Below are 12,781 nucleotides of genomic sequence, written 5' to 3'. Positions count from 1 at the left end.
GCGCGGGGTTCATCATTTCTTTCCCGTGGTTTCCTGGTACCAGAGCGGATGGTTCTGCCGCGCCCAGGCCTCGGTGACGGTGCCGCGCGTCATCGCCCGCATCGTTCCCTTGACCCAGATCGCGGCATACACGTGCACGATCACGCTGAGCACCAGCACCACCGCCGAGGCCGCGTGCACCACCACCGCGATGCGCCGCAGCGGGATCGCGAAGTAATCGGCGAACCACGGCTGCCAGAACACGAAGCCGGTGACGAACAACAGCAGCAGGCTGATGCCGAACAGCCAGAACACCAGTTTCTGCCCGCCGTTGTACTTGCCCACCGCCGGCATGCCGTGTTCGTCGCCGGTCTGCATCAGGTGCGGAGCGGCCTTCAGCCACTCGGTGTCGCGCGGTTTCCAGGCGTTCTCGCGCCACACCTTCGCGAACAGCAGCACGAAGCCCAGCACCATCAGCACGCCGAAGAACGGGTGCAGGATGCGCGTCCACGGCCCGCCGCCGAACAGCATCGTGAAGAAGTAGAGGGCAGGGTGGAAGAACGCCAACCCCGACAACGCGGCGCAGAAGAACAGCATCGCCACCGCCCAGTGGTTCATGCGGGTGCCGTCGGCATAGCGCTGGATGAAACGCTTCATGGCCGTTCCTCCTCTTTCTCTCGTTCCTCGCCGGGTTCCTCGATCGGCCCGACCTTCGTGTAGTGGAAGAAGCCGACCACCGCGGCGCCGATCATCGCGGCCAGCGCGAGCGGCTTGGCTGCGCCCTTCCACAGCGAGACCCAAGGACTGATCGCAGGATCGGCCGGCAGACCGTGGTACAGCTGCGGCCGGTCGGCGTGCTGCAGCACGTACACCACGTGCGTGCCGCCGACGCCGGGCGGGTCGTAGACGCCGGCCTGCGCGTAGCCGCGTTCCTTCAGGTCGGCGACGCGCTCGCTGCCGTACTCCAGCATGTCTTCCTTGCTGCCGAAGTGGATCGCGCCGGTCGGGCAGGCCTTCACGCAGGCCGGCTCCAGGCCGACGCTGACGCGGTCGGAGCACAGCGTGCACTTGTAGGCCTTGTTGTCTTTCTTGCTGATGCGCGGCACGTCGAACGGACAACCGGTGACGCAGTTGCCGCAGCCGATGCAGTTCTCTTCGATGAAGTCGACGATGCCGTTCGTGTACTTGACGATCGCGCCCGGCGCCGGGCAGGCCTTCAGGCAGCCCGGGTCGTCACAGTGCATGCAGCCATCTTTGCGGATCAGCCACTCGAGCTTCATCTCCTGGATCAGCGCTGGATCTTGCGGCTTGACCTCGACCTCGGAGAAGCGCATCACCGTCCACGACTCGGCGCTCAGGTCGGCCGGGTTGTCGTACACGCCGATGTTGTTGCCCACCGTGTCGCGCAGGTCGTTCCACTGCATGCAGGCCACCTGGCAGGCCTTGCAGCCGATGCAGCTGGAGACGTCGATCAGCTTCGCGACCTCAGGCGTCGTGCGCGCCCGCGGGCTCGGCGTGGTGGTGGCCGAGCGCGCGGCGATGTCGAGAGATTGCAGTGAACTCATGGCTCAGGCTTTCTCGATGTTGACGGTGAACGACTTGTATTCCGGCGTCTGCGTGTTCGCGTCGCCGACGAAGGGTGTCAGCGTGTTCACGAGGTAGCCCTTCTTCGCCAGCCCGACAAAGCCCCAGTGGTTCGGCAGGCCGACCGTGTCGACCTTGATCCCGTCGACATCGAGCTGCGGAATGCGCTTGGTCACCAGCGCCACCGCCTTGATCGAGCCGCGCTTCGACGAGACCTTCACCGTGTCGCCATTCGCGATGCCGCGCGCCTTGGCCAGCTCCTCGCCGATCTCGACGAACTGCTGCGGCTGGATGATGGCCGAGGTCTCGACGTTCTTGGTCCAGTAGTGGAAGTGCTCGGTCAGCCGGTAGCTGGTGGCGACCAGCGGGAAGTCCTTCGGCGAGCCCATCATCTCGAGGTCGCCCTTGAACACGCGGGCCGCCGGGTTGGCGCGGGCCTTCGGGTTGTTCGGGTGCATCGGGTTCGTGGCCAGCGGCGATTCGAAGGGCTCGTAGTGCTCCGGCAGCGGCCCTTCGGCCATGCCGGTCGGCGCGAACAGCCGCGCGACACCTTCGGACGTCATGATGAACGGCTGCACGCGCTCGGCGTCGCCGGGGTTCGCATCGGGCCGGATGTCGGGCACGTCGGAGCCGCTCCACGCGGTGCCGTTCCACTGCACCAGCTTGCGCCGCGCATCCCACGGTTTGCCGTCGGGCGCGCTCGACGCGGCGTTGTACAGGATGCGCCGGTTCGCTGGCCAGGCCCAGGCCCAGCTCAGCGTCTGGCCGATGCCCCAGGGGTCGCTGTTGTCGCGCCGCGCCATCTGGTTGCCGGCCTGCGTCCACGCGCCGCAGTAGATCCAGCAGCCGCTCGCGGTGCTGCCGTCGTCGCGCAGCAGGCCGAAGCCCGCGAGCTGCTCGCCCGCCTTGGCCAGCACCTTCGGCGGCGCCTTCGGGTCTTTCGGATCGGGCGGGGCCAGCACGTCGGCCAATGCCTTGCCGTTGTATTCCATCGCCAGCTCTTCGGCCGACGGGCTGTGCGGGATCCTGTAAGGCCAGGTCAGCTTGACGATCGGGTCGGGGAAGGCGCCGCCGTCTTTCGCATAGGCGGTGCGCACGCGGTTGAACAGGTCGGCGATGATTTCCGGATCGCCGCGCGCCTCGCCCGGTGGCTCGGCGCCCTTCCAGTGCCATTGCAGCCAGCGGCCCGAGTTGGTCAGCGAGCCGTCTTCTTCGGCGAAGCAGGTCGACGGCAGCCGGAACACCGTGGTCTGGATGGCCTCGCTCTTCACGTCGTTGAACTCGCCGAAGTTCTTCCAGAACTCCGAGGTCTCGGTGTTGAGCGGATCGATCGTGACGAGGAACTTCAGCTTCGACAGCCCCTCGATGATCTTCTTCTTGTTGGGGAAGGAGCCGACCGGGTTGAAGCCCTGGCAGATGTAGCCGTTGAGCTTGCCCTGGCTCATCAGCTCGAAGGCCTGCAGCACGTCGTAGACCTTGTCGATCTTCGGCAGGTAATGGTAGGCCCACGAGTTCTCGGCCGTGGCCGCGGCGCCCCACCAACTCTTCTGCAGGCTGACGAAGAACTTCGGGTAGTTCTGCCAGTAGCTCATCTGGTTGGGACGCAGCGGCTTCAGTGCCCGGGTCTTGTAGTAGGTCTCGAGGTCTTGCTCGGACTCACGCGCGAGCGACAGGTAGCCCGGCAGCGAGTTCGACAGCAACCCGAGATCGGTCAGCCCCTGGATGTTGCTGTGGCCGCGCAGCGCGTTCATGCCGCCGCCGGCGATGCCGATGTTGCCGAGCAGCAGCTGCACGATGGCCGCGGTGCGGATCATCTGCGAGCCCTGGCTGTGCTGGGTCCAGCCGAGCGCGTACATGATGGTCATCGCGCGGTTGGGCACCGCGGTGGTGGCGATCATTTCGCAGACCTTCAGGAACTTGTCCTTCGGCGTGCCGGTGACGCGGCTGACCAGCTCGGGCGTGTAGCGCGCGTAGTGGCGCTTCATCACCTGCAGCACGCAGCGCGGGTGCTCGAGCGTCGGGTCGACCTTGGCGAAGCCCTTGTCGTCCATCTCGTAGCCCCAGCTCGCGTTGCTGTAGCTGCGCTTGGCTTCGTCGTAGCCGCTGAAGATGCCGTCCTGGAAGCCGTAGGCCTCGCCGACGATGAACGAGGCGTTGGTGTACGCCTTCACGTACTCCTTCTGCAGCTTGTCGTTGCTGATCAGGTAGTTGATGACGCCGGCCAGGAAGGCGATGTCGCTGCCGGCGCGGATGGGGGCGTAGTAGTCGGCCATCGCGGCCGAGCGCGTGAAGCGCGGGTCGACGACGACCAGCCGGGCCTTGTTGTGGTGCTTGGCCTCGATGACCCACTTGAAGCCGCAGGGGTGGGCTTCGGCGGCATTGCCGCCCATGATCAGCACGAGGTCGGCGTTCTTGATGTCCACCCAGTGGTTGGTCATCGCGCCGCGTCCGAACGTCGGGGCCAGACTGGCCACCGTCGGTCCGTGTCAGACGCGCGCCTGGTTGTCGAAGACCAGCAACCCCATCGAGCGCATCACCTTGTGCGTGATGTAGCCCGATTCATTGCTCGATGCCGAGGCGCACAGCATGCCGGTGGAGGTCCAGCGGTTGACGACCTGGCCGGCGGCGTTGGTGGCCATGAAGTTGGCGTCGCGGTCGGCCTTCATCAGGGTGGCGATGCGCGACATGGCGTCGTCCCACGAGACGCGTTTCCATTCGGTGCTGCCGGCCTCGCGCACCTCGGGGTACTTGAGGCGGTTGGGGCTGTGCACGAAGTCGAGCAGGCCGGCGCCCTTGGGGCACAGCGTGCCGCGGTTGACCGGGTGATCGGGGTCGCCCTCGATGTGGATGATGTCGGCGACGACGTTCTTCGCCTTGTCGCCCAGGCTGTACATGATGATGCCGCAGCCCACCGAGCAGTACGGGCAGGTGTTGCGGGTTTCGGTGGTGCGCGCGAGCTTGAAGTTGCGCGTCTCGGCCAGGGCCGTGGCGGGCGAGAAGCCCAGCGCGACGAGGCTGGAGGCGGCGAGTCCGGCGCCGCTGACGCGGAAGAACTGCCTTCGGTTCATGTCCATCAAGGGCCTCCTGCGGGGATCGCGTGGTGCGCGAAACGTGGGAACGGCGATGTCGGATGCGAGTGGGGGATCTTGGCGCGGAATCGTCGAGGCCGCAATGGCGGTCTCACTATCCCGACCTGCTTGCTTAGACCTACTTGGAGGCCGCCGCTGCGGGCACGGAGGCACTGCCGTCGCCGCCCGTGGGGGCCGGGGTGCCGCTGGTGCCCGGCTTGGCCTCGGTGGGATGGGCTTCCATGCCGCCGATGGCGGTGCCGCCGGCCGGGCCGCTGCCTGTGGCGGAGGCGGCGCTGTCGCCGGGTGGCGGTGTGACGGCCGACTGCGGGGCGCTGGCCGCGCCGCCTGCGGCAGTGGGCGGCGCTTCACTGCGGTTGCAGGCTGACAAGGCGAGCAGCAGGCCAGCAAGCCAGGCCACGCGGACCGCGCGAGCACGCATCAGGTTCATGCGATTCCCCCTACGACGACGACCAAGGGCAGCGAAGTAAGCCACAGGGGAGGGGTGACTGCAAGTTGAGGGTTTTGTGTGCCGATCGAGGGAGTGGTGATGCCTCAGCCGGACGAGCTGATGTGCGTGATCAGGCCGCGCTTGCCCTTGCTGGTGAAGTACCCGGAAAGCACGGCCGAGTCGATCTGCGTGGTCACGGGCTGGTTGTGCGCGTCCCAGTTGGCCGTCCAACCCACCACGTCGATGCTCAGCGAGAAGTTGTAGCCCGACAGGGTGGCGACTTCCGTCGCGTCGTGATTGCCATCGAGCTGGGTGATGACGGTCACGGGGGCGGTGATCCCGTCGGTGTTGTAGCGCTGTCGCAAGACGGCGATGGCGTGGGCCTGGTTGCCGATGTGATCGTTCGTGAAATCCGTTCCGTAGTTGTAGGCGTAGGTGCCTGTCTCGCTCTTGATCCACAGCGCACGCTGGGCCACGTCGGCTTGCCCGCCGACGGGGGCGGCGCCGATGTGGATGGGGCGGCGCTGGGCGGTCGGACCGAAGATGCTTTCGATTTGCCGGCGTTGGGCCAGCACGCGAGGTGACTGGTTCATAGCCTGGCCGGCGTCGTGCGAGCTGCGTGCCGACGCGTCTTGCGCCGCCGGCTGGTGTTGCGTGGCGGAGCTTTCCTCCCGGGCGGCATGGGTCTTCACGATCGCTCTCCGTTGCGCGGTGCGGAGAGGCAAGGGTAGGTTGCCGACGGCGTGCCGTGCATCAGCACCAAGCTGATATCGGGCTTCGATATTTCCTATGAGCTACTTGATCATCTTGTTCAACCAGTCGCCGCTCTTGGCAAAGCCGCCATCGAAGCCCTTGCCGAAGCCGCCTCCGCCGCCGCCCTTGTCCGGATCGCGCCGGTTGTCCTTGGTCTTGTTGAAGTAGTCCATGAAGTCGTCGAAGTTGTCCTTCTTCGCGGCCTTCTTCTTGGCGCCTCGTTCGGGGACGTTGATGCCCATCACCACGAGGCCGGTCATCGAGGTGCCGACCACCGTGAAGCCGGCCCTGGCGTACCAGGCCGTCAGCTGCTGTTCGGTCATCCCGCCCTGGGGATCGACCTCGAGGTAGCACGCCTGCTGCCCCACGATGTTGTTCACGAAATGGTCCAGCAGGACCTGGCCGTTGCCCAGCCGCCGGTTCTCGGCCGCGATGGCGACCATCTCGAGGATGACGCCGGTCACCGTTGAACCGTCATCCAGATGGATCGTGTCGTTGCCCTCGTAGTCGAGGTAGTTGCTGGCGTGATCGAGCCCTTGCAGGTAGATCTTCGTCAATTGGGCCACGCCGACACTCGGATGCAGCGAGGGGCCGAAGCTGGCGGCGATGCGCTCGCGCTGCGCCACCATTCGCGGGCTGCCGTGGAGGGCCGAAGCGGCGGGGCCGCGCTGCGGATGCCGCTGGAGGGTGCCGTGGCTACCGGCTGCGGCGGGCGCGTGCTCGTGGACGAAGGGTTTCGCGAGGGATCGGCTGGCGGCGACGTTCACGGGGAATCTCCTCTTCAGGCTCGTGCGATCCGCAAGGATAGTCGCCGGCTGCGCGCCGTGCACGTGGAACTGCTGATCGCAGGAGCCGTTGCGGGCTCAGGCTCAGTTTTTCACCAAGCTGTCGTAGGGCGGCATGTTGCTGGAATTCTTGGTCGCCTCCTTGTAGGCGACCTCCAGCTTGTGCGCCGCCTTCCTGTGCTGGAGCAAGTCGATCTCGAGCGAACCGTCGGCATCGGCGCCCGGCGCCTCCAGCTCTGCCGACAACTTCGTGATCTGGGCATCGACAGCCTCGATCGCAATCCGCACGGTTACCGCATCCACATCAGCCATTCTTGACTCCTCGTCCCATGCGTCCAAGGTCAACGGAGCGGGCGATGGCTGCCCGCGCCAGATTGTCCGAAAGTCATCTGCATCGAATGAAATCGATTGACCTGATCGGGCGTGTCGGATCCGCTGTCGCAAGACATGGATTTCAACTGCGCGCCGTGCGGGAGAGGGTGCTGCCTGAACGCAGGCAGCACCCGGGGGCATCAACCCTGCTGAGTCGGCGGGCTGCGCCGCCGCGGCTGCATCACGCCGAACTCGGGCACGTGGAACTGCTGGTCGGCGACCCAGCCGGTGAGGCGCTTGGCCTGGTCGCCGATGAGTTCGAGTGAGGCGATGCACAGGCCGCGCATCGCGGCGTTCTGCGCGTGGTGGACGGTGGATGACACGTCGTCGGGCGGGGGCTTGGGGCGCTCGCGCTCATCCACCTCGAGCCACGCGGCGACGCCGTCACTGACATCGATGACGTGCTCCAGCAGGCGATGCACCAGGCCGGCCTTGAGCGTGAACTCGGCGCTGTCGATCGGGGAGCTGCGGCAGGCGTGGAGCCGGGGCTTGAAGCGCGGGCCGAGGGGCTCGCTGGATGCGGGGGAGGCGATCGGACCGGTGGCGGTCATCTTGACGGCCTCCTCGCGGTGGAGGGAGAACCCGCTTGGTCGGACTGCGATGAAGAAGCGGGAAAGGTCGGCGCGGGTAGGGCGCCAACGGGGGTACCAGCCATGGTGAAGGGCTCCTGTGTTGCGGTTAAAGCCGCCACGAGCGCTGTCAAACACGGGTGGCGGCCCAAAGCAGGGTTGACAGACCGGAACACAGGAACCGGCGAGCCCGAAGGCTCCCCCACCCGGGCCGCCCAAATCTGGAGAGGCATAGGTGTGTGACGCGCAAAAGAAAAGCCGCTGTGGCGGCTGCGCGCCTGTGTGTTCAGGCTGTCAAACCTGGCCTGCGATGTGGCAGGCCGGGGGACTGTAGCACTGGCGATGGGGGTGCCTGTCAGTCGCGCGGGTCGCCGAATGTCTCGATGAATTCGTCGATGAAGCGCTGCGATCCGGTGAGCGTCAGCGTGATCGCATGCCACCCGCCGTCTTCGACATTCACCTGCAGGTCGTGATCCCAGTCCATGCCTTCATCCGCAGGGCCGTGCGTGTGGGGGAAGCGGCGCCATGCCCAGTCGAGCAATTGCCGCGCCTCGGCCATCGCGGCGGCGTGATGCTCGGCTGTGGTGGAGGCTAGGGCCTCCAATGTCGAGATGCCTTCGGAGTTGTCGCTGAGGTCCAGGGTGAGGTACTGCATTGGCTGAGTATGAAGGTGCGAGCGAGTGGAGACCGCTTCAGACTGATTGCGGCGTCAGCTTCGATCGGCGGAGCGACGGCTCTCGCCGAAAGGAGACCTTCGTCTCACCTGGCGTCGAGCGTTCGCGACGCGCCGGATCTTCCTTCAGCATCGCCCGAGCGGATGGGGCCGCCATCGCGGTGCCGACCTTGATCGAACGCTACTCTCACGAATTGCGAATCAGAGCTGTCGACCAAAGCTGACATTGCCTACGTTCGTCTTTCAAGATGATTCAGAACTGCTTAAGGACAAGAGGCTGCCGGCGGACCACAGTCGGTCCGCGCATGACGATAACCAAACGTCCACGCGCGGCAGTCCTTCATCCACACAGTCCTCGAAGAAGTTCAATATGGCCTCATGCGCCCCGTTCGCCGTCCCGTTCTCCGGCAGCGCCCAAGACCTTTTCAACAAGATCTCGCTTCTCATCCATCAACACGACGGCACGATCTCCGGCGGACCGCCTGGAGGAGCGTTCTCCGTGCCTGTGCCAGTATTCGGCACTGTCGCAGGCACCTTTGCGGTCACCGGCCAGAGTTGCTCTATCCACATTACCCAACGTTCGTTCTTCCTGCCGTGCTCAACGATCGAGAGTTTCGTGAAGTCGAACATTCCGAACGTCGAGAAGACAACAGCGGAGACTTTCTAAAAAGAGAGCCGATGGGCCGCCCCCAGTGATGACGACCGTTGAAGAGTTCGGGGGCGCGAGACTGCAAAGGCGTCGGCGAAGCGGATGTGTTGTGTATGTTCGGCGCATCGCCTGCGAGCAGCCAGTCGCTGGCCAGGCCGGCTCCGCTGTGCGACCGCTTGCAGGGCGACCGTCGAAAGGGCGCGGTCGGCCACGAGCGGTCTGTCGTGACCGACCGCATTCTGGATGTGCGGCACGGTGTCGGCCTGATCGGATACCCGGCTAGCATTGCGCGATGCGATCCCGCCGCGGCTGTCTCCTCACAACACGTTAGGCATCATGAGAACCATCGCGTTCCTACTTGTCGGCTTCATCGGGCCCGCCTTGGCGCAAGCTCCGCAAGTTCCAACGTCGGTTACGGAGGTCCACACTGGTGGCTGGTGGCAAGCGGGAAGCAAGTCGGGTACTTACCGTGTCATCGTGGTCAATCAAGGCTGGGAGCACATTTCCTCCAAGGTGTTCGTTGAATGGGTTTCCGAGCCGAGCGATCGTGAGTCCACGCAAGAGGTCGTCAGGTCGCTCGAGTTGGGGACCGTGTCGCCTATTGGGCCTGCGGTCATGAATGCCTCATTGCGCCGAGGCAAAGCCGGCGGGGTCGTCATTGGCGTGGAGGCCACGTCGAACGCGTCACCCAAAGCAAAGGCGAAGCGCTTCGCCTTTTGCGCCCACGAGCCCGGGACCGTTGCAACGTGCACGCCGGAACAATGACGCCCAACCCTTCCATCGAGAGGGCGCCGTACAGCTGGCTCCGCGAACTCCGAACCGTCTCTCAGTCAGGCGTCTAGCGACAGCTTTTCGGCGCGCCGCAGGCAGTAGTCGACTGGCCGCTCAGGGTCGTCTAGGGGCGGCCAGCCGAGGTAGCCGACCGGCCACAAGCGGCCTACGCAGAGCGGCCGCTTTGAAGTAGTCCGACCGATCCATGAATCCAGTACCAAACAAGGTGTGTCCGGTCATTTTGCGGACGATCGGCGGAGACCTTCAGATTCTCGCGTTCGAACACCCGCTCGCTGGTTGCCAATTGGTGAAGGGAACCATCGAACCCGGCGAAACCATTCACCGCGCTGCTCTGCGTGAACTCGGCGAGGAGTCTGGTATTCATTCAGCCTCAGTCCGGCGCGACTTGGGAATCTGGGCTCAAAGTGATGGTCAGGTCTGGGCGTTCGTCGAATGCGCACCGAATCGCGTCCTTGCTGAGAAGTGGGTGCATCATGCGCCAGATGACGAAGGCCATGATTTCCGATTCTTCTGGCAGTCATTTTCTGCTCCGTTCAGAACCGAACAGTGGCACCGCATCTTCAGTGAAGCGGCAAGGTTCGTAGCGAACGCCGTCGGGTCGACCGAACGGAACAAGACAGGCGAGGATGAGGCTGGCTAACCCCGTTTGGGACCTGGTGGCATGGCATCGTCCGCCGACGCTTGCGGCCAGAAGCGGCCGATCAGCGACGGCCGCTCTGCGGCAGCTGGTGCCGGTATTCTGCATGCACAGCGCTTCCTGTAACCGACGAGGGAGAAAACGTGCGCCTTGTTTGGCCATCTGGTGAGTTCTTGCCGAGCTACGTCACCGCGTTGAAGCGAGGATGGTCTGCTGACAACGCTCGCGGAAAGGTGGCCACTGAGGAAGAGCTGGCCTCGATATCGCAGGACCCCGAAGGCTTTCTGATGAGCATGGTCGACCGCGAAGCAACCGGTGCACGGGTCGCGTTGCCCGATGGCTCAACCGTTGCGAGACTGCCCGGATATCGACGCTGGATATGGGACGGCGAGTTCTGGGGAACCATAAGCTTCAGATGGCAGCGCGGAACTTCGGACCTGCCGTCGTATTGTCTTGGGCACATCGGCTACGCCGTCGTCCCTTGGAAGCGACGACTGGGCTACGCAACGCTTGCCCTTCGGAGCCTGCTTCCCGAAGCGCGCGGTGAAGGACTGCCGTACGTTGAAATCACGACGGATCCAGATAACCTCGCGTCTCAACGTGTCATCGAGTCCAATGGCGGGGTCTTGCATGAGAGATTTGTGAAACCAACACAGTTTGGCGGCACCGAAGGTCTGCGCTATCGCATCTCGCTTGGTTGAGATTTTCCTCGCGCAAGTGGCGCAGTTCGGCCACCTCCGGCCGCTCGCGGATGACTGCTGTCGAGCGAGCCGATAGACTTCTTGTTCAAGCCCCCCGGACGAAGCCGATTGAATCGGACGCGAGTAACCAAGGCCATGCCTCACGCGCAAAATCGACGCCACACGGGGATGACTGTGTTTGTCGGCTTTGCCTCGTTCGTCGCCTTCACACTCGCTGTGTCGCTTCTCGCCGGACTCCTTCCCGGCGAGGAAGCAAATTGCATGAAGAGGTGCAGTGCGGTCGATCGGCGCGGAGAAATGGCGCCCGTCTTCTCCTCAGCACAAACCGCTGGCATGCGAGGCAAAGGGCCGAGCGAGTGTCGATGCCAATAGGGCTCTTCTCGGACGGAGGCCGATAACGCAATGAATGCTCGACAAACTGTCGTGTTCGAGGTTTTCGCCGACTACAACCAGTTCTATGTTCAAGACGGTGGCATCTTCCCCGATGCGCCGACCGACTGGACGGATGTCGATGTGGAACGAAGGGCGAAGGCTGCCGCGAACGTCTTGGTCATTTGCCCGCTTAGAAACGCCACCGTACCCGTGACGCTGGAAGTTTTCGACTCCGCTCCGACGATTGACCTCGCTGGATACGATCACGTGATTCGGTGCTCCCTGGACCTGCCGACGGGAAATTTGCAGGTCCATGAATGCACGGGTGGCGAGGTCTACTCCCGAGCGGTGCCGCCCGGCACATACACGGTTCTCGCACTGTTTTCGGGGCTGAACTCCCTCAGCGAGAATGGGCTCGACGGAGAGGACTCGTACAGGCTGGTGATCTGGGCTTCGCGAACGCCGGTGAGCTTAGAAGTTCTCAAGGCATGGCCGCTATCCCCCTATCGACATGAGCAAGAGGACTGCTGAAGTCACCGCAGCGTGCCTGAGCTTCGTCTTCCTCTGGTTGGAGGTGGCTGCACTTTTTATTTGGCTCGCCCCTGAAAACCTACAGATCATCCCTTTTGCCGCGGCCGCGGCCGCGGCCACGGCATGCGCTGCGTATTTCTGGAGGCATATGGCGGCTGAGGCCAGAATGGTGTTGTCCCCAGGCGCATGGCTCGGGATGTTTGCACTAGCAGCGGCCATTTCCTTCGCTTTCGTCGAGGTGGACTGCGGCGGTTCGCTGCGATTCGTTGATGGCTTGCCAACTTGCTCCCACGTCGGCGGCGGCATCTCAATCGTATTCACCATCGGAGCGCTTGCACTCATGATCATTTCTTTGCCGAATGCTCTTCGTGCGTGGTTGATCAGAATGTTTGACCCGGCTGGGCCGCGCACGTGAAGGCAAGCACTCTCATATTTCAGGGATTCGCGCGCTGCATCAATGTGTCTTCTGAATGACCGCTTCGCAGCGCTGAGTTCGGCCAAACGGAGTTCCGCAACGGGTCGTTCGCGCCAGTGCGCGCAGGGCACAGCGGACGCCCAACCCGACCCCGATCCACTGGCCGCACGGCTCGTCGCGCGTATGCGTCCGGGCATGGCGTCTCCACGTCGACAAACATTGCCTGCGCCATGAAAGCGCCGGAACTCGCCGCTTCGTCGCCGTTTTGCGCTGTCCCGGCATGACACCCTCCCGCGTTGGTGCGGTCCTGGGCTGCCGTACGAGAATCGACAACATTATTCTCATTCCGCTCCTAAGGAACCACTGATTTATTCGGGCAGATCTCGATGGCCGAATGAGCTGCGGACGGCGAGGATGGCGGCATGAAACAGACGAGCTTTGCGAGCCTGG

General features: G+C 64.1%; 14 protein-coding genes. 5 read left to right on the top strand and 9 right to left on the bottom strand.

The window, feature by feature from the left end:
- Positions 1-12: 12 nt before the first annotated feature.
- The 9 genes from ASC98_RS20300 to ASC98_RS20255 all read right to left on the bottom strand — a co-directional run bounded on the left by ASC98_RS20300 (position 13) and on the right by ASC98_RS20255 (position 8,216).
- Positions 13-636 (bottom strand): formate dehydrogenase subunit gamma, encoded by a 624-nt coding sequence (locus ASC98_RS20300; RefSeq protein WP_056812209.1) that lies wholly within the window; start codon positions 634-636, stop codon positions 13-15.
- On the bottom strand, positions 633-1,544 hold the full coding sequence (fdxH, locus tag ASC98_RS20295) for a formate dehydrogenase subunit beta (protein WP_056812206.1): 912 nt from the start codon (positions 1,542-1,544) through the stop codon (positions 633-635). Before fdxH ends, ASC98_RS20300 begins: the two co-directional genes overlap by 4 nt.
- 3 nt (positions 1,545-1,547) lie before the next feature.
- Positions 1,548-4,637 carry a formate dehydrogenase-N subunit alpha gene (gene fdnG / locus ASC98_RS20290; RefSeq protein ID WP_157598032.1) on the bottom strand — a complete coding sequence of 1,030 codons (3,090 nt, stop codon included), beginning with the start codon at positions 4,635-4,637 and terminating at the stop codon, positions 1,548-1,550.
- 133 nt (positions 4,638-4,770) lie between these two features.
- Entirely contained in the window at positions 4,771-5,082 is a 312-nt protein-coding gene (locus tag ASC98_RS20280; protein WP_056812195.1) for a hypothetical protein, read from the bottom strand.
- A 104-nt stretch (positions 5,083-5,186) separates the two neighbouring features.
- On the bottom strand, positions 5,187-5,774 hold the full coding sequence (locus ASC98_RS20275; protein WP_157598033.1) for a hypothetical protein: 588 nt from the start codon (positions 5,772-5,774) through the stop codon (positions 5,187-5,189).
- Between the two features lie 102 nt (positions 5,775-5,876).
- Positions 5,877-6,602 carry a hypothetical protein gene (locus ASC98_RS20270; RefSeq protein ID WP_157598034.1) on the bottom strand — a complete coding sequence of 242 codons (726 nt, stop codon included), beginning with the start codon at positions 6,600-6,602 and terminating at the stop codon, positions 5,877-5,879.
- Between the two features lie 102 nt (positions 6,603-6,704).
- A complete protein-coding gene (locus ASC98_RS20265) occupies positions 6,705-6,932 on the bottom strand; it encodes a hypothetical protein (protein ID WP_157598035.1) in 228 nt (75 codons plus the stop codon).
- Positions 6,933-7,132: 200 nt separating this feature from the next.
- Positions 7,133-7,543, bottom strand: coding sequence for a hypothetical protein (locus ASC98_RS20260; RefSeq protein ID WP_056812182.1), 411 nt, complete (start codon positions 7,541-7,543; stop codon positions 7,133-7,135).
- A 373-nt stretch (positions 7,544-7,916) separates the two neighbouring features.
- Positions 7,917-8,216 (bottom strand): hypothetical protein, encoded by a 300-nt coding sequence (locus ASC98_RS20255; RefSeq protein WP_157598036.1) that lies wholly within the window; start codon positions 8,214-8,216, stop codon positions 7,917-7,919.
- Between the two features lie 388 nt (positions 8,217-8,604).
- On the opposite strand from ASC98_RS20255, the gene ASC98_RS20250 reads away from it, so the two are divergent.
- The 5 genes from ASC98_RS20250 to ASC98_RS20240 all read left to right on the top strand — a co-directional run bounded on the left by ASC98_RS20250 (position 8,605) and on the right by ASC98_RS20240 (position 12,331).
- The gene (locus ASC98_RS20250; RefSeq protein WP_056812176.1) at positions 8,605-8,901 is read left to right on the top strand and encodes a hypothetical protein; all 297 of its coding nucleotides are present in this window, start codon (positions 8,605-8,607) and stop codon (positions 8,899-8,901) included.
- A gap of 958 nt (positions 8,902-9,859) precedes the next feature.
- A complete protein-coding gene (locus ASC98_RS29715; RefSeq protein WP_082542037.1) occupies positions 9,860-10,315 on the top strand; it encodes an NUDIX domain-containing protein in 456 nt (151 codons plus the stop codon).
- Positions 10,316-10,455: 140 nt separating this feature from the next.
- Positions 10,456-11,013, top strand: a complete 558-nt coding sequence (locus ASC98_RS29710; protein WP_082542038.1) for a GNAT family N-acetyltransferase — start codon at positions 10,456-10,458, stop codon at positions 11,011-11,013.
- Between the two features lie 402 nt (positions 11,014-11,415).
- The gene (locus ASC98_RS20245; protein WP_157598037.1) at positions 11,416-11,916 is read left to right on the top strand and encodes a hypothetical protein; all 501 of its coding nucleotides are present in this window, start codon (positions 11,416-11,418) and stop codon (positions 11,914-11,916) included.
- Positions 11,897-12,331 (top strand): hypothetical protein, encoded by a 435-nt coding sequence (locus ASC98_RS20240; RefSeq protein ID WP_056804874.1) that lies wholly within the window; start codon positions 11,897-11,899, stop codon positions 12,329-12,331. The genes ASC98_RS20245 and ASC98_RS20240 overlap by 20 nt, the downstream gene beginning before the upstream one ends.
- Positions 12,332-12,781: the final 450 nt, after the last annotated feature.

This window comes from Rhizobacter sp. Root1238, from assembly GCF_001425825.1.
Lineage (GTDB): Bacteria > Pseudomonadota > Gammaproteobacteria > Burkholderiales > Burkholderiaceae_C > Rhizobacter.
The sequence above is the reverse complement of the archived record's forward strand: the minus strand, read 5'-3'. Positions and strand labels throughout refer to the sequence as shown.

Coding starts and splice junctions, on each gene's coding strand:
- ASC98_RS29715 (WP_082542037.1), top strand. CDS start 9,860: ATGAATCCAGTACCAAACAAGGTGTGTCCGGTCATTTTGCGGACGATC.
- ASC98_RS20245 (WP_157598037.1), top strand. CDS start 11,416: ATGAATGCTCGACAAACTGTCGTGTTCGAGGTTTTCGCCGACTACAAC.
- ASC98_RS20260 (WP_056812182.1), bottom strand. CDS start 7,543: ATGACCGCCACCGGTCCGATCGCCTCCCCCGCATCCAGCGAGCCCCTC.
- ASC98_RS20250 (WP_056812176.1), top strand. CDS start 8,605: ATGGCCTCATGCGCCCCGTTCGCCGTCCCGTTCTCCGGCAGCGCCCAA.
- fdxH (WP_056812206.1), bottom strand. CDS start 1,544: ATGAGTTCACTGCAATCTCTCGACATCGCCGCGCGCTCGGCCACCACC.
- ASC98_RS20255 (WP_157598036.1), bottom strand. CDS start 8,216: ATGCAGTACCTCACCCTGGACCTCAGCGACAACTCCGAAGGCATCTCG.
- ASC98_RS20240 (WP_056804874.1), top strand. CDS start 11,897: ATGAGCAAGAGGACTGCTGAAGTCACCGCAGCGTGCCTGAGCTTCGTC.
- ASC98_RS20265 (WP_157598035.1), bottom strand. CDS start 6,932: ATGGCTGATGTGGATGCGGTAACCGTGCGGATTGCGATCGAGGCTGTC.
- ASC98_RS20300 (WP_056812209.1), bottom strand. CDS start 636: ATGAAGCGTTTCATCCAGCGCTATGCCGACGGCACCCGCATGAACCAC.
- ASC98_RS20280 (WP_056812195.1), bottom strand. CDS start 5,082: ATGAACCTGATGCGTGCTCGCGCGGTCCGCGTGGCCTGGCTTGCTGGC.